General features: G+C 71.7%; 22 protein-coding genes. 14 read left to right on the top strand and 8 right to left on the bottom strand.

Going from position 1 to position 18941, the window contains the following annotated elements:
- Nucleotide 1: 1 nt before the first annotated feature.
- On the bottom strand, nucleotides 2–808 hold the full coding sequence (locus BGP79_RS07960) for an SDR family oxidoreductase (RefSeq protein ID WP_076694371.1): 807 nt from the start codon (nucleotides 806–808) through the stop codon (nucleotides 2–4).
- Between the two features lie 103 nt (nucleotides 809–911).
- On the opposite strand from BGP79_RS07960, the gene BGP79_RS07955 reads away from it, so the two are divergent.
- On the top strand, nucleotides 912–1757 hold the full coding sequence (locus BGP79_RS07955) for a helix-turn-helix transcriptional regulator (RefSeq protein ID WP_076694369.1): 846 nt from the start codon (nucleotides 912–914) through the stop codon (nucleotides 1755–1757).
- Between the two features lie 50 nt (nucleotides 1758–1807).
- Here BGP79_RS07955 and BGP79_RS07950 read toward each other — a convergent pair whose 3' ends face one another.
- From BGP79_RS07950 to BGP79_RS07935, 4 genes are read right to left on the bottom strand one after another with little or no spacing between them, the layout of a single operon-like run.
- Nucleotides 1808–2203, bottom strand: coding sequence for a type II toxin-antitoxin system VapC family toxin (locus BGP79_RS07950; protein ID WP_076694367.1), 396 nt, complete (start codon nucleotides 2201–2203; stop codon nucleotides 1808–1810).
- Nucleotides 2194–2412, bottom strand: a complete 219-nt coding sequence (locus BGP79_RS07945; RefSeq protein ID WP_076694784.1) for a type II toxin-antitoxin system Phd/YefM family antitoxin — start codon at nucleotides 2410–2412, stop codon at nucleotides 2194–2196. Before BGP79_RS07945 ends, BGP79_RS07950 begins: the two co-directional genes overlap by 10 nt.
- 48 nt (nucleotides 2413–2460) lie before the next feature.
- Complete coding sequence (locus BGP79_RS07940; protein ID WP_083701694.1) at nucleotides 2461–2727, bottom strand: PLDc N-terminal domain-containing protein; 267 nt, start codon at nucleotides 2725–2727, stop codon at nucleotides 2461–2463.
- A gap of 9 nt (nucleotides 2728–2736) precedes the next feature.
- Nucleotides 2737–3693, bottom strand: coding sequence for a LysR family transcriptional regulator (locus tag BGP79_RS07935; RefSeq protein ID WP_076694363.1), 957 nt, complete (start codon nucleotides 3691–3693; stop codon nucleotides 2737–2739).
- Nucleotides 3694–3871: 178 nt separating this feature from the next.
- Here BGP79_RS07935 and BGP79_RS07930 point away from each other — a divergent pair, with 178 nt between their 5' ends.
- Nucleotides 3872–5164, top strand: a complete 1293-nt coding sequence (locus BGP79_RS07930) for an MFS transporter (protein ID WP_158067152.1) — start codon at nucleotides 3872–3874, stop codon at nucleotides 5162–5164.
- Between the two features lie 19 nt (nucleotides 5165–5183).
- On the opposite strand, the gene BGP79_RS07925 is transcribed toward BGP79_RS07930, so the two are convergent.
- Complete coding sequence (locus BGP79_RS07925; RefSeq protein WP_076694359.1) at nucleotides 5184–5864, bottom strand: DUF429 domain-containing protein; 681 nt, start codon at nucleotides 5862–5864, stop codon at nucleotides 5184–5186.
- Between the two features lie 263 nt (nucleotides 5865–6127).
- Between BGP79_RS07925 and BGP79_RS07920 the strand changes: the two genes are divergently transcribed.
- The 12 genes from BGP79_RS07920 to BGP79_RS07865 all read left to right on the top strand — a co-directional run bounded on the left by BGP79_RS07920 (nucleotide 6128) and on the right by BGP79_RS07865 (nucleotide 15692).
- Complete coding sequence (locus tag BGP79_RS07920) at nucleotides 6128–6337, top strand: Flp family type IVb pilin (protein ID WP_076694357.1); 210 nt, start codon at nucleotides 6128–6130, stop codon at nucleotides 6335–6337.
- Between the two features lie 49 nt (nucleotides 6338–6386).
- Nucleotides 6387–6599 (top strand): Flp family type IVb pilin, encoded by a 213-nt coding sequence (locus BGP79_RS07915; protein ID WP_076694355.1) that lies wholly within the window; start codon nucleotides 6387–6389, stop codon nucleotides 6597–6599.
- A 28-nt stretch (nucleotides 6600–6627) separates the two neighbouring features.
- The gene (locus tag BGP79_RS07910; protein ID WP_083701692.1) at nucleotides 6628–7125 is read left to right on the top strand and encodes a TadE/TadG family type IV pilus assembly protein; all 498 of its coding nucleotides are present in this window, start codon (nucleotides 6628–6630) and stop codon (nucleotides 7123–7125) included.
- The gene (locus tag BGP79_RS07905; protein ID WP_158067150.1) at nucleotides 7122–8090 is read left to right on the top strand and encodes a pilus assembly protein TadG-related protein; all 969 of its coding nucleotides are present in this window, start codon (nucleotides 7122–7124) and stop codon (nucleotides 8088–8090) included. Before BGP79_RS07910 ends, BGP79_RS07905 begins: the two co-directional genes overlap by 4 nt.
- Nucleotides 8091–8103: 13 nt before the next feature.
- Nucleotides 8104–8877, top strand: coding sequence for a Flp pilus assembly protein CpaB (locus BGP79_RS07900; RefSeq protein ID WP_076694353.1), 774 nt, complete (start codon nucleotides 8104–8106; stop codon nucleotides 8875–8877).
- Nucleotides 8874–10076, top strand: a complete 1203-nt coding sequence (locus tag BGP79_RS07895; RefSeq protein ID WP_076694351.1) for an AAA family ATPase — start codon at nucleotides 8874–8876, stop codon at nucleotides 10074–10076. Before BGP79_RS07900 ends, BGP79_RS07895 begins: the two co-directional genes overlap by 4 nt.
- Nucleotides 10073–11674: a CpaF family protein gene (locus BGP79_RS07890; protein WP_369800174.1), complete on the top strand. Its 1602-nt coding sequence runs from the start codon at nucleotides 10073–10075 to the stop codon at nucleotides 11672–11674. The genes BGP79_RS07895 and BGP79_RS07890 overlap by 4 nt, the downstream gene beginning before the upstream one ends.
- Nucleotides 11671–12669: a type II secretion system F family protein gene (locus BGP79_RS07885; RefSeq protein ID WP_233121271.1), complete on the top strand. Its 999-nt coding sequence runs from the start codon at nucleotides 11671–11673 to the stop codon at nucleotides 12667–12669. The genes BGP79_RS07890 and BGP79_RS07885 overlap by 4 nt, the downstream gene beginning before the upstream one ends.
- A gap of 15 nt (nucleotides 12670–12684) precedes the next feature.
- Nucleotides 12685–13572: a type II secretion system F family protein gene (locus BGP79_RS07880; protein WP_076694350.1), complete on the top strand. Its 888-nt coding sequence runs from the start codon at nucleotides 12685–12687 to the stop codon at nucleotides 13570–13572.
- On the top strand, nucleotides 13569–14210 hold the full coding sequence (locus BGP79_RS07875; protein WP_076694348.1) for an A24 family peptidase: 642 nt from the start codon (nucleotides 13569–13571) through the stop codon (nucleotides 14208–14210). The genes BGP79_RS07880 and BGP79_RS07875 overlap by 4 nt, the downstream gene beginning before the upstream one ends.
- 60 nt (nucleotides 14211–14270) lie before the next feature.
- Nucleotides 14271–14966 (top strand): NADPH-dependent F420 reductase, encoded by a 696-nt coding sequence (locus BGP79_RS07870; protein ID WP_233121269.1) that lies wholly within the window; start codon nucleotides 14271–14273, stop codon nucleotides 14964–14966.
- A gap of 243 nt (nucleotides 14967–15209) precedes the next feature.
- Nucleotides 15210–15692: a hypothetical protein gene (locus tag BGP79_RS07865; RefSeq protein ID WP_076694346.1), complete on the top strand. Its 483-nt coding sequence runs from the start codon at nucleotides 15210–15212 to the stop codon at nucleotides 15690–15692.
- A 76-nt stretch (nucleotides 15693–15768) separates the two neighbouring features.
- Here BGP79_RS07865 and BGP79_RS07860 read toward each other — a convergent pair whose 3' ends face one another.
- On the bottom strand, nucleotides 15769–17226 hold the full coding sequence (locus BGP79_RS07860; protein ID WP_076694344.1) for a benzaldehyde dehydrogenase: 1458 nt from the start codon (nucleotides 17224–17226) through the stop codon (nucleotides 15769–15771).
- Nucleotides 17227–17308: 82 nt separating this feature from the next.
- The gene (gene mdlC, locus BGP79_RS07855; RefSeq protein WP_076694342.1) at nucleotides 17309–18928 is read right to left on the bottom strand and encodes a benzoylformate decarboxylase; all 1620 of its coding nucleotides are present in this window, start codon (nucleotides 18926–18928) and stop codon (nucleotides 17309–17311) included.
- Nucleotides 18929–18941 lie beyond the last annotated feature (13 nt).

Below are 18941 nucleotides of genomic sequence, written 5' to 3'. Positions count from 1 at the left end.
GTCAGACCCGCCGGTACCGGGATGCCAGCTGCGGGCTCTGCCCGTGGAAGGCGGCGAGGTCCGCGTCGAACACCCGGCCCAGCAGGCTCGCGTCCTCCACGCCGGGGGCGATCACGGTCTCGCCGAGTTCGATGCCGGCGAGCGCGGCGGTGACGACGTCGTCGGCGCTCATCCGCGGCACGGACGAGAGGTCCATGCCCTGCACCTCGTGGAACTCGGTGGCGACGATGCCCGGGCACACCACGTGCACGCCCACGCCGGTGCCCTCCAGCTCGGCGTGCAGCGTCTGCGACATCGCGACCGTGCCGGCCAGGCTGGCGACGTAGACGGCGCGTTGGCTCGGGGCGGGAGCCGCCGGTGCCGGGCCGGAGAACGCGAGCATGCCCGCGACGTTCAGGACGGTCCCCGTCCCGCGCTCGAGCATGCCGGGCAGCACCGCCCGGGTCAGCATCGTCGGGGCGACGACCTTGACGCCGACCAGTTCGTGCGCCTTCTCGGGCGGCAGGTCGGCGAGCGGCATGTAGTGCGCGACGCCGGCATTGTTGACCAGCAGGGTCACGGGCCGGTCCGCGCACCGCTGGGCCACGGCGTCGATGCCGGCGTCGGTGGCGAGGTCGGCGACGAGGACGTCGGCCGTGACCGTCGCGTGCGCGTGGCGCAGGGCGGCGGCGAGTGCGTCGAGGCGCTCCTTCCGCCGGCCGACCAGGATGAGGTCGTGGCCGTCCGCGGCGAGGCGCTCGGCGAAGGCCTTCCCGATGCCGGAGGAGGCCCCGGTGACGAGGGCGAGAGGGGCAGGAGTCTCAGTCATGTCCTCGAGTCTGGGCCGGATCGCCGACGTCAGACAGCCGTCCGGTCATCCTGGGACTTAGAGGGCCACGACACCGGCGACCGCGGTGACGCACACTGGTGCGATGGAGTCCCCCGAGTTCGGCCGCGCAGTGCGCCGGTGGCGCGACCGCGTCACCCCGGACGCCGTCGGACTCCCGGCCGGACGACGGCGCCGCGCGGCGGGGCTGCGGCGCGAGGAGCTGGCCGGCCTCGCCGGCATCTCGTCCGACTACCTCACCCGGCTCGAGCAGGGGCGCGCGACGTCACCGTCGGCTCAGGTCGTCGAGGCGCTGGCCCGTTCCCTGCGACTCTCCTCGGCCGAACGGGACCTGCTGCACCAGCTGGCCGGGCTCGCCGCACCGGGCCGGGACCTCGTGCCCTCCCACGTCCCGCCGAGCGTGCACCGGCTCCTCGACCGCCTCGCCCACACCCCGGTGGCCGTGTACGACGCCGGCATGACCCTCGTCGTCGCCAACGGCCCGTACGACGCGCTGATGGGGGACACGAGCAGACTCACCGGCCTGGAGCGGAACGCCATCTGGCGCAACTTCCTCGGCCCGGGCAGTCGGGCGGCTCTCGACGACGAGGAACGTGCCGACCTGCAGGCCCGCATGGCCGCCGATCTGCGGGTGACCGCCGCGCGCTACCCCGCCGATCCCGACCTGCGCCGCCTCGTCGCCCACCTGACCGCGCACAGCGCCCGCTTCCGCGAGCTGTGGGAGGGCGGCGTGCTCGCCGCCGTCCCGGATCCGTCGCGACGCAAGGTCGTCGTCCACCCCGTGGTCGGGCCCATCACCCTGGACTGCGACACCCTGGTCGACGCCGTGGACGGCCTGCGGATCATGATCTACACCGCCGAGCCCGAGACGGAGGACGCCGACCGCCTCGCTCTCGCGACGGTCGTCGGCACCCAGTCGCTGGTGGAGTGAGCCGTCAGCGTCAGTGCGACGAGTGAGCTGCCGTCAACGCTGTCACCGGTTCACCAGGTCGCCGTCGCGACGTCGCTGTACGCCAGGATCGTGCGATCCACGGTCAGCAGGGTGTGAGCCTCGCACTGTGCCTGGGCGACGAGAAGGCGATCGAACGGATCCCGGTGCTCCCAGTCCAGTGTTCCGGCGACGGTCGCGTGACGACTGGTGATCGACAGTGGATCCATCCCCGCCGACCGCAGATGCGCATCCCAACCGGCCACCAGTCCGGGGACGCGCAGTTTGCCCAGACGCTCCTTCGTGGCCACCTCGAGGGCAGACGCGGCGGAGACGACGAGCGTCGATCCGGGATCAGCCAGTCTCGTACGCCAGGTTTCCGGAAGTCGGCCCGGATCTGAGAGCAACCAGAGCAGGACGTGCGTATCGAGCAGCCAGGTCACTCCCACGCGGCACGTTCTTCGTCCGGCAGCGGCGCGTCGAAGTCGTCCGGCACAGAGAAGTCGTGGAGACCGAAACGACGGATCTGTGCCTCCACCGGGACCAGTCGGACGGCGGGATGGCCGGCCCTGGCAATGACGATGTCCTCTCCGGCCTCGGCGCGCGCCACGAGCTCGGAGAGCTTGCCCTTGGCCTGCGCAACGTTGACGGTGCTCATGTGGTCCATGGTACGTGGACCACTCGTGAACGCGAAGGTCCGTTTCGGTCAGCGCTGCGCGGTCCGCCGGGAGCGCCAGAGGAACCACGCCGCCGGCCCTGCCAGGGGCAGCGCGAGCACGACGACGGCCCACCCGGCCTTGACCGGCCCGGTGAGGCTACGGGTCGTCACCACGGACACCATGCCGACGATCGTGACGAGCAGCAGCGCCAGGCCGACGCCACCGACCAGCACCTCCCACATCATGGGACCGGCCGGGTCGTCGACCTCGTCGGCGAGAACGGTCATCGCGGGCGACGGGGTTCCGGACGTCATCCGTCGAATCTATCCGGTGGTGCCGCGCTCCGCTGCGCCGGGCAGCCCCTGCGGGCGGCGGAGGACGAGGGCCTCGGTCAGCAGGTCGAGGAACCAGCGGGCGGACGCCGACGCCGAGGTCGCCTCGTTCCAGTACAGGCTCACGTCGAAGGTCGGCCCCTCGACGGGCAGCTCCCGGATGACGACCGGGAACTCCCGCTCGAAGTGCTCCGCGGCGACCAGCGGCATGACCGCGGCGATATCGCTGTCGTGCATCAGATTCGGCAGCACCGAGAAGTGCCGGAGGCGCACGACGGTCCTCCTCGTCAAGCCCGCTTCGTCGAGGGTGGCGTCGACCTGCCGGTGACCGGCCGCCTCGTCGATCACCACGTGCCGCAACGACTCGAACTCCTGCACCGAGAGCCTCGGCCGTTCCCCGACCGCGTGCACGACGTCGCCGGCGCCCGCACGGTCCGCCGGCAGCACGCACACGTAGCGGTCCCGGCTGATGACGGTGTGACGGCGCAGTCCCGGGATGACGACGCTCGCGACCGCGGCATCGACCTCGCCGCGCTGGAGCCAGCCCTGCACCTGCGCGATGTCCATCGGGACGACGTCCAGCGCGACGGTCGGCGCCTCTCGACCCAGGCGGCCGAGGATCGCCGAGAGGAACGAGAACTCGCCGAGGTCGGACAGGCAGAGCCGGAACTGCTTCTCCGACGTCGCCGGGTCGAAGGCCTGGTCGCCGCTGACCGCGTCGATGTCGGCGATGGACCGCCGGAACACCTGGTACAGCTCCGTGGCCCGCTCGGTCGCCACCATCCCGCCCCGCGTCCGCACGAACAGCGGGTCGGCGAGCTGCCGGCGCAGCCGGCCGAGGCCGTAGCTCACCGAGGGCTGGGTGACGGACAGCCGGTTCGCGGCGCCAGTCACGCTCCCCGCCTCGTACACGGCCAGGAACGTCCGGAGCAGGCTCAGGTCGATCATGACCCAGTATTGGTTCGGTCTATCCGCTCAATCAAGAGTATCTACTGGTCAAATAGCTTTGACTGTTCCTAGGGTGGGGCGGGGCCAACGACGACACTCGCAACGACGCGGTGTCGACCTGCCGGACACCGAACGGAGCATCCAGATGGACGTCCGATCAGTCATCAGCACCTCGCGCATGAGCGGATACCAGATCCAGGCGGTGCTGATCTGCCTCGTCATCAACATGCTCGACGGGTACGACACCCTGGTCATCGCCTTCAGCGGGCCGGCCCTGTCGAAGGAGTTCGCCCTCTCGAGCACCGCCCTCGGAGTGATTCTCAGTGCCGGCATGCTCGGCATGGGCGCCGGCTCCCTGTTCCTGGCCCCGCTCGCCGACCGGATCGGCCGCCGGAACCTCACCCTGATCGCCCTGTTCACCACCGCCCTGTTCCTGCTGCTCACCACGACGGCGACCGACATAACCCAGGTCGGGGTGTACCGCGTGCTCTCGGGCCTGGGCATCGGCGCGATGCTGGCGAGCCTGAACGTCATCACCGCCGAGTACTCCTCTGACAGGCGCCGTGCGACCGCCATCGCGGTGTATGCCGTCGGCTACCCCGTCGGCGCCACCCTGGGCGGCTTCGTGGCCGCCGGGCTGATCACGTCCTCCGGCTGGCGGTCCGCCTTCGTGCTCGGCGCCGTCCTGACCGCCGCGCTGGCCGTCGTCGTCTGGTTCCGGCTGCCCGAGTCCATCGACTACCTGACGGTCGCCCGGCCCCGCGGCGCCCTGGAGAAGGTCAACCGCCTGCTCGTGAAGATGGGCCACGGCACGATCTCCGCACTGCCGGAGGTCGAGGCGCGTCCGCGCCACGGCGCCGTCCGGGCATTGTTCGCCGGCGGCAAGTGGCGGACGACGCTGCTCATCTGGGTGGCGTTCTTCATCCTGCTGGCCTCGTTCAACTTCGCCGCCCAGTGGACGCCGACCATCCTGGTCTCGAGCGGGCTCTCCCAGTCCAACGGCATCGGCGGCGGGGTGCTGGTCACCCTCGGCGGTATCTTCGGTTCCCTGATCTTCGGCCTGCTGGCCGTCAAGTACAGCGCCCGCTGGACCACCGTGGCCTTCTTCGTCCTCGACGCGCTGAGCTTCCTGGCCTTCGCCCTGACGATCGGCCAGCTGGGCCCGGTGCTCGCGGCCGCCATCGCGATCGGCTTCTTCACCAACGGCGCGATGGCCGGGGTGTACGCACTGACGCCGAACGAGTACGCGACGTCGGAACGCTCGACCGCGATGGGCGCCGCGATCGGCGTCGGACGGATCGGGGCGATCATCTCGCCCGCCCTGGCCGGCGCGCTCCTCGACGCGCGGTGGCCGCAGTCGGGGGTCTACCTGCTCTTCATCCTGCCGCTGCTCATCGCCGCGGCCGCCATCGCCCTGATCCCCTCGACGGTCGCACGGGCACGGGTGCGGCAGGAAGCGTCGGTCGTCTAGGCCAGGAAATGGGGCCCGCTCAGGCCAGGATCTGCATCGGCAGACCGGTCGCGTCCAGGACGCGCTCCCGCGGGTAGGCCTGCGCCGTTCCCTCGGCCGCGCGCCACGCCGACCAGGCCGCGACCACGGCGTCCAGCGCGTCGTCGGGTGCGCAGTCGAGTTCCCGGGCCGCGAGCGGGTCCAGCCCGACTGCCTGCAGGGCCTCCATCCGCTCGAAGATGCCGGCCGTCGTCTTCTTGCCGAAGCGCGCGGGATGGCCGAGCAGCTTCGTGAAGCTCACCTCCGGATGCACCTCGACGACCCGGTCCCTGGACGTGCGCACCCAGGCGTCGGCCTCACGGATCTTGGCGAACAGGCCGAAGCTCTGCGCCGAGAGGCCGCCCGCGTCGTGAGCGCGGTTGACGACGTCGGCGGCGGCGCGGGTCGGTTCCGCCAGGGCCGCCCGCGTCGGTGTCCAGAACACCGAGGAGCGCCGTTCCCCCAGCGCCGCCTTCGCCTCGCGGTCGGCGTCCCGTGTTCCGCGCTCGGGCAGCCCCATCGGGATGTCGATGCCGATGCACGCCATCCGGCCGGCCCGGTCCAGGTCGGTGAGCGCGCGGATCACCCGCAGTTCCCGTAGCCGGAGCTCTCGCCGGCGAGCCTCCACCACGGCCAGCACCCAGCCCCCACGACACCCGTCCAGACCCGCCACCGTCGTCATGCGCTCAGCATGCCAGTCGACCGCCCGGCACGGGTCGGTCCGGACCGATTCCGGGGAGATCCCGACACTCCCGGCGACCGATCGAGCCCCTGACGTGGGTTCTCATTCCCCGGATTCGACGGCTCAACAGGCTGCTTACCGTCCGGCACGCCGTGCCGACAGTGTCGTCCGAGGGGCGTGTGGGGCAACCGACCTGCCGAGCCGTCCTTCGACCACCATCTCGCCGGCGTGGGGCCGGCTCAGTTCACAGGGGAGAAATCACCATGGTCAAGTTCATCGCCACTCTGTCCACCCTCGGGTTCACCTTCCAGCAGCGCCTGCGGCGCGACGAGCGGGGCGCCACCGCCGTCGAGTACGCGCTGCTCGTCGGCCTCATCGCCGTCGTCCTCGTCGCCGGTCTGACGCTCTTCGGTCCTGCCCTGAAGGACTTCTTCGGTGGCCTCGCCGCCAAGACGTTCAACAAGACGGTCTGAACGCGGCCTCAGTTCCGATCACGCTCATCATCGGAAGGAAGTCATCACCATGGTCATGCTGATCGCGACGCTGCACACCCTCGGGTTCAGCGCGCAACAGCGCCTGCGACGCGAGGAGACCGGGGCCACCGCCGTCGAGTACGCCCTGCTCGTCGGGCTCATCGCGGTCGTCCTCGTCGCGGGCCTCACCCTGTTCGGTCCGGCACTGAGCGACTTCTTCGGCGGTCTTGCCGCGAAGACGTTCAACAAGCCCGCCACCTGATCGCCGGATCAGGTCGAAGGTTCCCGCGATGACCTCTCCCGGGAACGGGCACCGCGTGGGGGGCGGCGTTCCGACGTCGTCCTCCACGCAGCCGAAGCGACCGGCGAAGCGCCTCGCGCTGTTCACCCGCCTCGGGTCCGAGCGGGGGGCAGCCGCGGTGGAGTTCGCCCTCGTCGTGCCCGTCCTCCTGCTCCTGCTCCTCGGCATCATCGAGTTCGGCCGCGCCTACAACACGCAGATCGAACTGTCCGGCGCGGCCCGCGAGGCCGCGCGCGTCATGGCCGTCCGGAACGATGCGACGGCCGCCAAGGCCGCCGCCCAGGCCGCCGCTCCCTCACTGAACCCGGCGCTCACCACCGGCCAGATCACGATCGGCCTGAGCAACGGCAGCTCCTGCGCTGCGAACGCCAGCACCACGTACCCGGTGGTCACCGTGACCGCCGCCTACCCGCTGAAGTTCCTGACCGGAATGTTCGGCTCCACCATCACCATCACCGGAAAGAGCAGCATGCAATGCGGAGGATGAGCCTGCGGCTTCGGCGCCGCCTGCGTCGTGCTCTTCCGCAGCTGCGTCACGCGCGCCTTCATGACGAGCACGGCGCCGTCGCGGTCGTCACCGCCCTGTGCATGGTCGTCCTGCTCGGTGTCACCGCGATGGTGATCGACGTCGGGGGGATCTACGTCGAACGCCGCCAGCTGCAGAACGGCGCGGACGCGGCCGCCCTGGCCGTCGCCCAGCGCTGCGCCACCGGCTCGTGCGGCGACGTCAACGCCACCGCCCTCGGGTTCGCGGGGAGCAATGCCAACGACGGTGCATCCCAGGCGACCGCGACCGTCGACACCGCCGCCGGCAGTGTCCGCGTCAACACCGGCGTCCAGACCGCCACCGGCGCGCACGTCCTCACCAACGCCTTCGGCGCCATCCTGGGCGTCCCGACCAGCAGCGTGACGGCATCGGCGACGGCCAGTTGGGGGAGCCCGTCCGCCGCCGTCGTCTTCCCGTTCACCGTCGCCCGCTGCATCTACAACGGCACGCCGGCCAACAGCGAGCGCTGGATCACGACGAACAACACCTGCACGGACGACAAGGGCAACGCGGTACCCGGCGGCTTCGGCTGGCTGGACGAGAGCGGCAACTGCGCCGCCTCCGTCGACATCCTCGTGCAGGTCGGCAGTGACCCCGGCAAGAGCGCCCCGCCGTGCGATCCGTCGAAGATCATCAACACGACGGTCCTGCTGCCGATCTACTCGACCGCGCAGGGTCAGGGTCAGAACGCCACCTACACCGTGTACGGCTTCGCCGCGTTCAAGATCACCGACACGAGCTGGCCGGGCAGCTGGACCAACAACCCCTCGTCCGCGTGCAACAAGTGCACCGGCATCAAGGGTTCGTTCATCCGGCTCGTCAGCCTGGACACCGTGACCAAGTGGTCGGTGTCCAAGCTCGGCGGCCCGACCCTGAACGCGTCCTTCGTCTCCCTGAGCCAGTAGGAGCATCCTTCCCGTGAAAGTCCGGATCGTGGCCGCCGTCGTGGCCGTCCTGCTCGCCGTCCTCGGCGCCGTCGCCCTGACCAACTACGTCTCCGGCGCGGACCAGCGAGCCCTCAAGGGTGCCGAGTCGCGCGAGGTGTACGTCGTGCGCAAGGCCATCCCCAAGGGCACGACGTCGGATCAGCTGCCGCAGTACACCGGCCGGCAGACGGTGCCCGCCAGTGCCGTGGCCGACGGCGCCGTCACCGAGCTCTCCCAGGTGAACGGGAAGGTGCCCTCGGCGGCTCTCGTCCCCGGCGAGCAGCTGCTCACCGGCCGCTTCGCCGACCCGGCCTCGCTGAAGGAGGAGAAACCCGGCTTCGCGGTGCCCAAGGGCATGCAGGAGCTGACCATCAAGCTCGACCCCCAGCGGGTGGTCGGGGGTCAGCTGCAGGCGGGCGACACCGTCGGCATCGTGATCAGCTACAACGTCAAGAGCGATCCGCTGAGCGACGCGGTGACGCACCTGGCCATGCACAAGGTGCTCGTCACGAGCGTGCAGGGGCTCGCCTCACCGACCACGCCCGCGGCCGAACCCAGCCCCAGCCCGAGCCCGACCGCCAGTGGCACCCCGAGTGCCGCCGCCGTGCCGGCCGGCGCCGTGCTCGTGACCCTGGCCCGCACCGCGCCGGACGTGGAGAAGATCGTGTGGGCGGCCGAGAACGGCGCCATCTACCTGACGAAGGAACCCTCGACCGCCTCCGAGTCGGGGACGAAGCAGATGACCGTGGACGGAGTGTTCAAGTGAGCCAGTTCCTGGTGATCAGTCGCGACGACGCCTTCGTCGACCGCGTCTCCGAGGCCGTCGGCGGCGACCTCGACCACTGGAGCGACCCGGCGCTGCCGGCCGACCCCGGTGTCCTGTTCTCCGTCTCGCGGGACGGTTTCCGGCCCGACGTCGTCATCCTCTCCCCCGACCTGTCGATCGCCGACGGGCTCACCATCGCCAGCGCACTCGACGCTGCGCACCCGGAGATCACCGTCCTGCTCGTCCGTCCCGTCGAGCGCGGCCTGCCCGTCGCCGCGATGCGCGCGGGAATCCGCGACCTGGTGGCGCCCGGCATCGACGACGTGGAGTTCCGCGACCTGCTGCGGAAGGCCGCCCGCGCGGCCGCCGACCGACGGGCAGCCGCCGGGCTGCAGGACGGGGACGGGGAGCGCCGGTCCACCCGCGGCCGCGTCGTCGTCGTGCTCTCCCCCAAGGGCGGCGTCGGCAAGACCACCGTGGCCACCAACCTGGCCGTGGGGCTCGCCGCCACCGCACCGCAGAGCACCGTCCTCGTCGACCTCGACCTGCAGTTCGGGGACATCGCCCACACCCTGCAGCTCGCTCCCGAGCAGACCCTCACCGAGGCGGTCAGCCGGGCAGCGGCCCGGGACACCATGGTGCTCAAGTCCTACCTCAGCGCGCACCCGTCCGGACTCTTCGCGCTCTGCGCCCCGCATTCCCCGGCGGACGAGGCACAGATCCGCGCCGACGACATCACCCACCTCATCGACCAGCTCGCCGCCCAGTACTCCTGGGTGGTGGTCGACACGGACGCCGGGTTGTCCGCCGCGACGCTGGCCGCGCTCGACCGCGCCACCGACCACGTGTTCGTCGTCGGCACCGACGTGCCGAGCGTGCGGGGCCTGCGCAAGGAGATCGACATCCTGCGCCAGCTCGGCCTCGTACCCGCCCACCGCCACGTCATCATCAACAACGCCGACACCCGCGACGGCCTCGCTCAGCAGGACATCGAGACCACCCTCGGCCACCAGGCCGACGTGGTCGTGCCGTTCAGCCGGTCCGTCCGGCTCTCGACCAACCGCGGGGTGCCGCTGCTGCAGGCCGGGACGCGGGACAAGGCCGGCCGCCACCTGCGGCACCTGGTGCGCCGGTTCGAACCCCCCGTGCCGAAGAGCCGGCCGACGAGCACCGCCCGACACCGCAAGGGAGCGTCGTGAACCTGGCCCAGCGCCTCGCCGTCGCCGACGGCGGCACCGTCCCCGCCCCGAGCGCGCCGACCCGGACGCCGAGCGCGACGCCCGGGGCCACCCCGCCCGCCGCCGCGAGCCGGCCCGCGCCGGCAGCTCAGGCGAGTCCCGCGCCGGCCTCTCCGGACGAGAAGCGCGGCGACGGGCAGGCACCGTCCGACCGCGTCACGGACCGTTCGTCCGAGGCTCCGGTCACGTGGACCGCCATGTCCGCCTCCGCGGCACGGTCCTCGACCACGTGGATCAGCACGTCCGCCTCGGCGGGACAGCACGACGCCCTGGCCAAGCTCAAGCAGCGCGCCGGGGACGAGCTGTTCGAGCGCATGGGCACCCGGCTCCTCGATGCCTCGCTGACCGAGGAGGCCCTCTACGAGCTGGTGCACGAGGAACTCATCCGCGTCGTCGAGGCCGAGGCCGTCCCGCTCTCCCGCGACGAGCGTCAGCGCCTGATCAAGGAGGTGACCGACGACGTCATCGGCTACGGGCCGCTGCAGCCGCTGCTGGACGACGAGCAGGTCACCGAGATCATGGTCAACGGACCCTCCCAGATCTACGCCGAGTACCGCGGCCGGCTCACCCTCACCGGCGTCCAGTTCACCTCGGAGGAGCACCTGCGCCGCGTGATCGAACGCATCGTCTCCAAGGTCGGCCGGCGCATCGACGAGTCCTCACCGCTCGTGGACGCGCGCCTCTCCGACGGCTCCCGCGTCAACGCGATCATCCCGCCCCTGGCCGTGCGCGGCTCCTCCCTGACCATCCGCAAGTTCTCCACCGACCCGTTCCAGGTCAACGACCTGATCGGCTTCGGTACGCTCTCCCCCGAGATGGCCGAGCTGCTCGACGCGTGCGTCAAGGGGCGGTTGAACATCCTCGTGTCCGGCGGCACGGGCACGGGCAAGACGACGCTGCTGAACGTCCTCTCCTCCTTCATCCCCGCCGACGAGCGGATCGTCACCATCGAGGACGCCGTCGAACTGCAGCTGCAGCAGGAGCACGTCGTCACCCTCGAGAGCCGGCCCTCCAACGTCGAGGGCAAGGGCGAGGTCACCATCCGCGACCTGGTGCGGAACTCCCTGCGCATGCGGCCGGACCGGATCGTCGTCGGGGAGTGCCGTGGCGGCGAGAGCCTGGACATGCTGCAGGCCATGAACACCGGCCACGACGGCTCGCTCTCCACCGTGCACGCCAACTCACCGCGCGACGCGATCTCCCGGCTCGAGACCCTCGTGCTGATGGCGGGCATGGACCTGCCCCTGCGGGCCGTGCGCGAGCAGATCGCCTCCGCCGTCGACGTCATCGTGCAGCTGACCCGCCTGCGCGACGGCACCCGCCGCGTCACCCATGTCACGGAGGTGCAGGGCATGGAGGGCGAGATCGTGACCCTCCAGGACGCCTTCGTGTTCGACTACAGCGCGGGGCTGGACGCCAACGGGCGGTTCCTCGGCAAACCCATTCCGAGCGGCGTCCGCCCGCGGTTCACCGACCGGTTCGAGGAACTCGGCATCGAGCTCTCCCCCCGGGTCTTCGGTGCTGCTCCGGCCGTTCCGGCGGGAACGGGACGCCGGTGATCGCGGTGCTGCGCGCGACGGCGCCGTCGGCCACCACCCTCCCGGACGGCCCGTCGCCCCTGCTGCTCGTCCTCGGCATCCTGCTCGGGGTGGTCGCCCTCGCCGCCGTGTATCTGGCGATCTTCCCGCCGCGGCCGCGGGTGTCCCTGACGCGCACCGGTCCCGCCGCGGGGTCGACGCCGCAGGAGTCACGGCTGGCCGGCCTCACCACCGCCACCACCGAGCTGATCGAGCGTCTGCTGCTCCAGCTGCGCAGCGCGCCCGCCCTCGCCGGGGCCCTGGAGCAGGCCGGCATCCGGATGAAGCCGGCCGAGTTCATCGTCCTGGTGGCCTCGGTGACCGCGGTCCTGGCCGTCCTCGTCATGCTGAGCGTCGGGCCGATGGGTGCCGTGCTCGTCATCGCCGTCGCCGTCATCGCCACCCGGCTCCTCCTCGGCTTCCTCGCCGGACGACGGCGCAACGCCTTCGCGGACCAGCTCGACGACACCCTCGAGCTGATGTCCAGCGGGCTTCGCGCCGGCCACAGTCTTGCCCGCGCCATCGACGCCCTCTCGACCGAGGCGGAGGCCCCGACGTCGGAGGAGTTCGCCCGCATCACCAACGAGACGCGCCTCGGCCGCGACCTCGGGCAGGCCCTCGACGCCGCGGCCGAGCGGATGCGCAGCGAGGACTTCGTCTGGGTGGCCCAGGCCATCGCCATCCACCGCGAGGTGGGCGGCAACCTGGCGGAGGTGCTCGACCAGGTCGGTGAGACGATCCGGGAACGGAACCAGATCCGCCGGCAGGTCAAGGCGCTGAGCGCCGAGGGGCGGATCTCGGCCCTCGTGCTGATGATCCTGCCCTTCGCCCTCGGAGGCATCCTGGTCGTCATCACGCCCACGTACCTCAACCAGCTGTTCGAGAGCCCCATCGGCTGGGCGATGCTCGCCGTCGGCGCGATCCTGCTCCTCGTCGGCGGCCTCTGGCTGCGCAAAGTCATCAGCTTCCGGTTCTGAGGAAGGACCAGCACCGTGCCCCTGACCGTCATCGTCGCCATCGCCGCGGCCGCCATCGCCCTCCCGCTGCTCGGCTGGGCGACCCTGTCCCCGCGGCTCTACCAGGACCGCGCCGTGCAGCGGAACCTCGCCCGCGGGATGGCGACGACCACGGTGGACGCGACGACCCCGGGCCGCGGGCAACGCCTCGCCGCCTTCGCCCGCCGCTTCACCCCGGGCAGCTTCATCGCCCGCCTCGACCGGCAGCTCGCACGCGCCGGCCGGCCGGCATCCTGGCCGATGTGGCGCGTGCTCTCGGCCAAGGTCGTGCTCGCCGCCGTCGCCGCGGTGCTCGGTCTGCTCTTCGCCGCCGGTTCCCCCGACGTCCGCCGACTCCTGCTGGCGATCCTCGCGACCGCCGTCTGCTACTTCGTGCCCGACCTGCTGCTCTACAGCCGCGGCATGGAGCGGCAGGCCGCGATCGCCCGCGAGCTGCCGGACACGCTGGACCAGATGACCATCGCCGTCGAGGCCGGGCTCGGCTTCGAGGGAGCCATGAGCCGCGCCGCCTACAACGGCAAGGGCGCCCTCGCCGAGGAGCTCGTCCGCACCATCCAGGACATGCAGGTGGGCCGCTCCCGCCGGGAGGCCTACACCGACCTGTCCGAGCGCACCGGCGTCGCGGACCTGCGCCGCTTCGTCCGCTCGATCATCCAGGCGGACCAGTACGGGATCGCCATCTCCGGGGTGCTGCGCACCCAGGCGGCCGAGATGCGCCTCAAGCGGCGGCAACGGGCCGAGGAGAAGGCCATGCAGATCCCGGTCAAGGTGCTCTTCCCGCTCATGTTCTGCATCCTGCCGGTGCTGTTCATCATCATGGTCGGGCCGGCGGCCATCGGCGTCATCAACTCCCTGAACCCATGAGCAGCGCCGCTTCACCCCTCCTGCTGACGCTGGCCATGCTCGTCGGGCTGGCCGCCGGACGCTACGCCCGGCACCTGGCGGCCGCATTCGAGCCGGCGGAAGCCGCCACCCCGCGCCGCCCGCCCGTGCTGCTCGAGCCGCTCACCGCCCTCGTCTTCGGGGCGCTGACGTGGCGATTCGGCCTGACTCCGGAGCTGCCGCTGTACCTGTTCGTGGCCACGATCGGGGTGGCCCTGGCGGCGATCGATCTGCGGCACCGGGTCCTGCCCAACGTGGTCGTGATGCCGGCGCTCGGCGTCGTGGGGGTGCTCGTTCTCGCTGCGGCCGTCGCGGGAGCGGACGGCGGCGCGGCGATCCGGGCCCTGCTCGGGGCCGGCCTGCTGTTCGTCCTCTACCTCGTGCTCGCCCTGATCAACCCGTCCGGGCTGGGGATGGGGGACGTGAAACTGGCAGCGCTGCTCGGGCTGGTGCTGGCGTTCGACGGCTGGGACACGCTGATGACCGGCGCCCTGCTCGGCTTCGTCGCCGGCGCGGTGGTCTCGGTGGTGGTGCTGCTCACCCGGCGCGGCGGTCTGCGCAGCTCCTTCCCGTTCGGTCCGGCGATGCTCGCCGGTGCCCTGGTGGCCTGCTTCGTCTGAGCTGCCTCAGCTGTCCCCTTGGGAGGCATAAGCCGCTTCGACCCGGCGTTGAAACAACACGTGAAAGCATCGACGGACATCCGCACCATCGGTATTCTCGGCGCCGGCAAGCTCGGCACCGTGCTGGCACGTCTCGCCGCGGCCGCCGGTTACCGGGTGCTCGTGGCCGGCAGTGGGGACGCCGCCCGGATCGCGCTCACCGTCGAGGTCCTCGTCCCGGGGGCCACCGCCGTCACCGCCGAACGGGCGGCACGGGAAGCCGACGTCGTCATCCTCGCCGTTCCGCTGGGCAAGTACCGCACGCTGCCCGTCGAGGCGCTGGCCGGCCGGCTGGTGCTCGACGCGACCAACTACTGGTGGGAGGTCGACGGGATCCGGGACGACCTCACGGACCCCCGCACCTCCACCAGTGAACTCGTGCAGCGGTTCCTGCCCGCTTCGCGCGTGGTCAAGACGCTCAACCACGTCGGCTACCACGACCTGGAGGGCGACGCCCGCCCCGCGGAGACGCCGGGGCGGATCGCGATCGCCGTCGCCGGGGACGACCCCGCCGACGTGACCACCGCCTCCGCCGTCGTGGACGCACTCGGGTTCGATCCGGTGCCGGCCGGTCCGCTGGCGGCCGGGGTGGCGATGGAGCCGAACACGGCACTCTTCGGCGCCGACGTCGACGCCAATGCGCTGCGCGCCTTCCTCGAGGACTTCCCCAACTCGGCACGCGGCCACGTCGTCGCCCGCGCCCGCGCGGCCGCCTGAGTAGCGCTGCCTCCGGGTCGACGGAGGACACCGGCGGCCCGTTCAGGCCTGGAAGAGAGGGCCGGAAATCAACTACCCACGGGTAGAACCTGCCCTACCCGTGGGTAGAAGTCCGTACCCGTCGGTAGGTGACGACGGCATCTGGCAGGACCCGCGCCAGTGACGTACGGTCGCCTCAACCAAGGGTTGCGAGAGCTCCGGAACGGTCCGTGTTCCGGAATCCTCGCGGGCAGGGGGCCCACCATGAGACATCTCCATACCGACGCGCCGAGCCCGGCGATCACCGCGCAGGGCGCCTGTCCCGGACACCGGCACTGGCTCGTCACCGGCGGCGCCGTGGGTCTGGTCTTCGCCTACCTGACAGGGGTCGTCTCCTCGTCGTTGCTCTCTGCCGTCGCCGTCGAGACCGGCCCGCTGGCCCGGTCCCTTCCCGAGGCCACCGCCCTGATGATGGTCACCGTCGCCCTCGCGGGGGTGATGGCGGCGGTCATCCAGTTCGTGCCCGCCCTGCGGGTCGGCCTCGTCGGCGTGCTCGGGCTCCTGCTCGCCACCGGGATCAGCCTCACGGCGCTCACCGGCGGCGCGGGCACGCTCGTGACCACCGACGTGTGGGCGCCCACCGTCCTCCTGCAGGGAGCGGGCTACAACCCCATCGGCGTCGCCATGGTGGCCTGCGTGCTCGCCCACGGCGTCGTCACGCTGATCGCCGAGCACCACCGCGACTGACGCGGGACCAGACCAACCGCCGCGCGCCCGACCGACCGGGCGCACCCGGTCGGTCGGCCACCGTCGACGTGTCCGATCAGTACGGGTAGTCGGCGATCTCGGGGCGGACCGTCAGCCACTGCACCTCGGTGAAGGCGTCGATGTTCGCCTCCGCCCCGCCGATGCGCGACCCGTTGCCGGATGCCTTGACGCCGCCGAACGGGGCGTTGGCCTCGTCCATCACCGTCTGCTCGTTGATGTGCACCTTGCCGGACTCGAGCCGGTCGGCCATCCGCATGGCCGTCCCGACCTCACCGAGGATGCCGACGGACAGGCCGTACTCGTTGTCGTTGACCAGCGCGACCGCCTCGTCGATCGTGGAGTACGCGACCACGGGCGCCACCGGGCCGAAGATCTCCTGCGTCCACGCGGGGTTGTCCGTCGCGACGTCCGCGAGGACCGTCGGCTGGTAGAACGGCCCGTCGTTCGAGCCGCCGGCCGCCAGCCGCGCCCCGTGCATCACGGCGTCCTGCACGATGCCGTCGATCCGCTTGAGCTGCTTCTCGTCGATGATCGGGCCGAGCGCCACGGTGCCGCTGGTCGGATCACCGACCGGCAGGTTCGCGGCCTTCTCGGCCAGCGCGGCGACGTACTCCTCGTACAGCGACTCGTGCACCACGTGCCGGCCGGTGGTCATGCAGATCTGGCCCTGGTGCAGGAACGAGGCGAAGGCCCCGGCCGACGCCGCCTTGGCGACCTCCGCTCCGGGCAGGACGACGAGCGCGTTGTTGCCGCCGAGCTCCAGGTGCACGCGCTTGAGGTTCCGCGCCGCGGACTCGCCGACCGCGCGGCCGGCGGCCGTCGACCCGGTGAAGGCGACCACCTGCACCTGCGGCGCCTCCACCACGGCGGCCCCCACGTCGGCGGCACCGGGCAGCATGGCGAAGAGCCCGGACGGCAGCCCGGCCTCCTCGAACACCCGGGCGAGCGCGACGCCGCCGCAGACGGCGGTGCGGGGGTCCGGCTTGAGCAGGACGGCGTTGCCGAGCGCCAGCGCCGGCGCCACCGCGCGGATCGAGAGGATGAGCGGGAAGTTGAACGGGGCGATCACGGAGACGACGCCGACGGGCTTGCGCCGGGCGAAGGACCAGCGGTCGTCGTTGGTGGCGAGCACCTGACCGGCCGGGTGCGTCGGCAGCGCGGCGGCCTCGTAGCACTCGTTCGCGGCGATGTGGGTCTCGAGCTGGGCCTTCGGCTTGATCGCGCCGGACTCGCGCATGATCCAGTCCTCGACCTCCTCGGCATGCTCGTGCCACAGGTCGCCGGCGCGGCGCAGCACGGCCGCCCGGTCCTCCGGGCTGGTCGCCGACCACGCGCGCTGCGCGGTGGCGGCCTTCTCGGCGGCCTCGGCGACGTCCTCGGCCGTCGCCACGCCATAGCTGCCGAGCGCGTGGCCGGTCGCGGGCTCGAGGGCGTCGGCGGTGCCGCCGCGGCCGGCGCGCCAGCCGTCGAGGAAGATCCTGCCGTCCCAGGTGGACGTGTCCAGCAGACTCATGGGTGATCCTTCGCTTCCGGTATGGAGAGGTATTCGTGGCTGTCAGGGGGAGCAACGGCTCCGGGTCAGCTGGTGTTCCCGGTCACATCCGGGCCAGGGCCTCGGTGGTGACCTCGATCAGGGTCGGCGTGTCCGCGGCGAGGGCCTCCGTGAGCGCTGAGCGGAGATCGGCGAGCGTCGTCGCGCGGTGACCGCTGACTCCGTAGCCCTCCGCGAGCGCGACGAAGTCGATGCCGGGGACGTCGAGCCCGGGCGCGTTGAGGGCGTCGAGCTTGGTGGCGAAGCCGCGCAGTGCGCCGTAGGTGCCGTTGTTGAGGATGACGAAGACGACGGGCACCCGGTACTGGGCCGCGCTCCACAGGGCGGTGATGCCGTAGTTGGCGGAGCCGTCGCCGATCACGGCGATCACCCGCCGCTCCGGCTCGGCCAGCTGCACCCCGACCGCCGCCGGCATGCCGAAGCCGAGACCGCCCGATGCCGGGAAGTAGTAGCTGCCGGGTCGGTCCATCCGGATGGTCGCCCAGAAGTCGCCCACCGTCGAGGTCGCCTCGTTGACGTACACGGCGTCCTCGGGCGCCAGGGCGTCGATGGTGGCGAGCACGTCCGCGGCGTTCAGCCGCGCGCCGTCCGTCGTCTCCTCATCGGCCGCCGTGAGGGCATCGCGGGTATCGTCGCTGCGCGTCGCCGCCCAGCGCTCGGGCTCCGGTCGCGGCGTCACCGCTGTGGCGAGCGCGGCGACCGCGGGCCCGATGGCGGTCACGACGGCGTCGCCCATCGGGGCGCGCGCCGCCTCACCGGGATCGCAGCTGACGTGCAGCAGTCGGGTGCCGGCGGGCAGGTACTCGCCCGGATCGTACTGGTGGTATCGGAACACGGGGGCGCCGATCACGAGGACGACGTCGTGCCCGGTCAGCTTGTCGGTGATGCCGGCGACGGAGGCGGGCAGCACGCCGCGGAACGCCGGGTGGACGGTCGGGAACGGGCAGCGCGACGCCGACGGCGCCACCCACACGTCCGCGCCGAGCCGCTCGGCGAGGGCCACGGCGTCGTCGTTGGCGCGGGCACTGTCGACGTCCGGACCGAGCACGAGGACGGGCGCCTCCGCCGCGTCCAGCAGCTGCGCCATCCGGGCGATCTCCGCCTCCGCGACTCCCCCGCCCACCACCACGCGCCGCTCCAGGACGTACGCGACGTCGGCGCCGATCTCGGCGGCCCAGTCGTCGTACGGCACGGAGACGTAGACCGGCCCGGCCGGGTCCAGCGTGGCGGTGTGCAGGGCCTGGGAGAGGGACCGCACCACGTCCTGCGCGCAGGTCGGCTCGGCGGCGTGCTTGACCAGCGGACGCGGCAGCGTGGTCGCGTCGACGTTGGAGAGCATCACCTCCTGGCCCACGGTCGAGCGGACCTGCTGCCCCGCGGTGATGACGAGCGGGGTGTGGGCGTACCAGGCGTTGGTCAGGGCGCCCATGGCGTTGCCGCTGCCCGACGCCGCATGCAGGTTGACGAAGGCCGGGCGCCGGGTGGCCTGGGCGAACCCGTCGGCCATCCCCAGCACGACGCCCTCGTGCAGGCCGAGCACGTAGCGGAAGTCCTCGGGCATGCCCGCGAGGAACGGCAGCTCGTTGGACCCCGGGTTGCCGAAGACGGTGGTCATGCCGTGGCGCCGCAGCAGGTCCCAGGCGGCGTCGTTCACGGTGGTCATGGTGTGCTCCTTC

Source organism: Tersicoccus sp. Bi-70, from assembly GCF_001968825.1.
Classification (GTDB): domain Bacteria; phylum Actinomycetota; class Actinomycetes; order Actinomycetales; family Micrococcaceae; genus Tersicoccus.
This window is presented reverse-complemented; position numbering and strand designations above follow the sequence as displayed.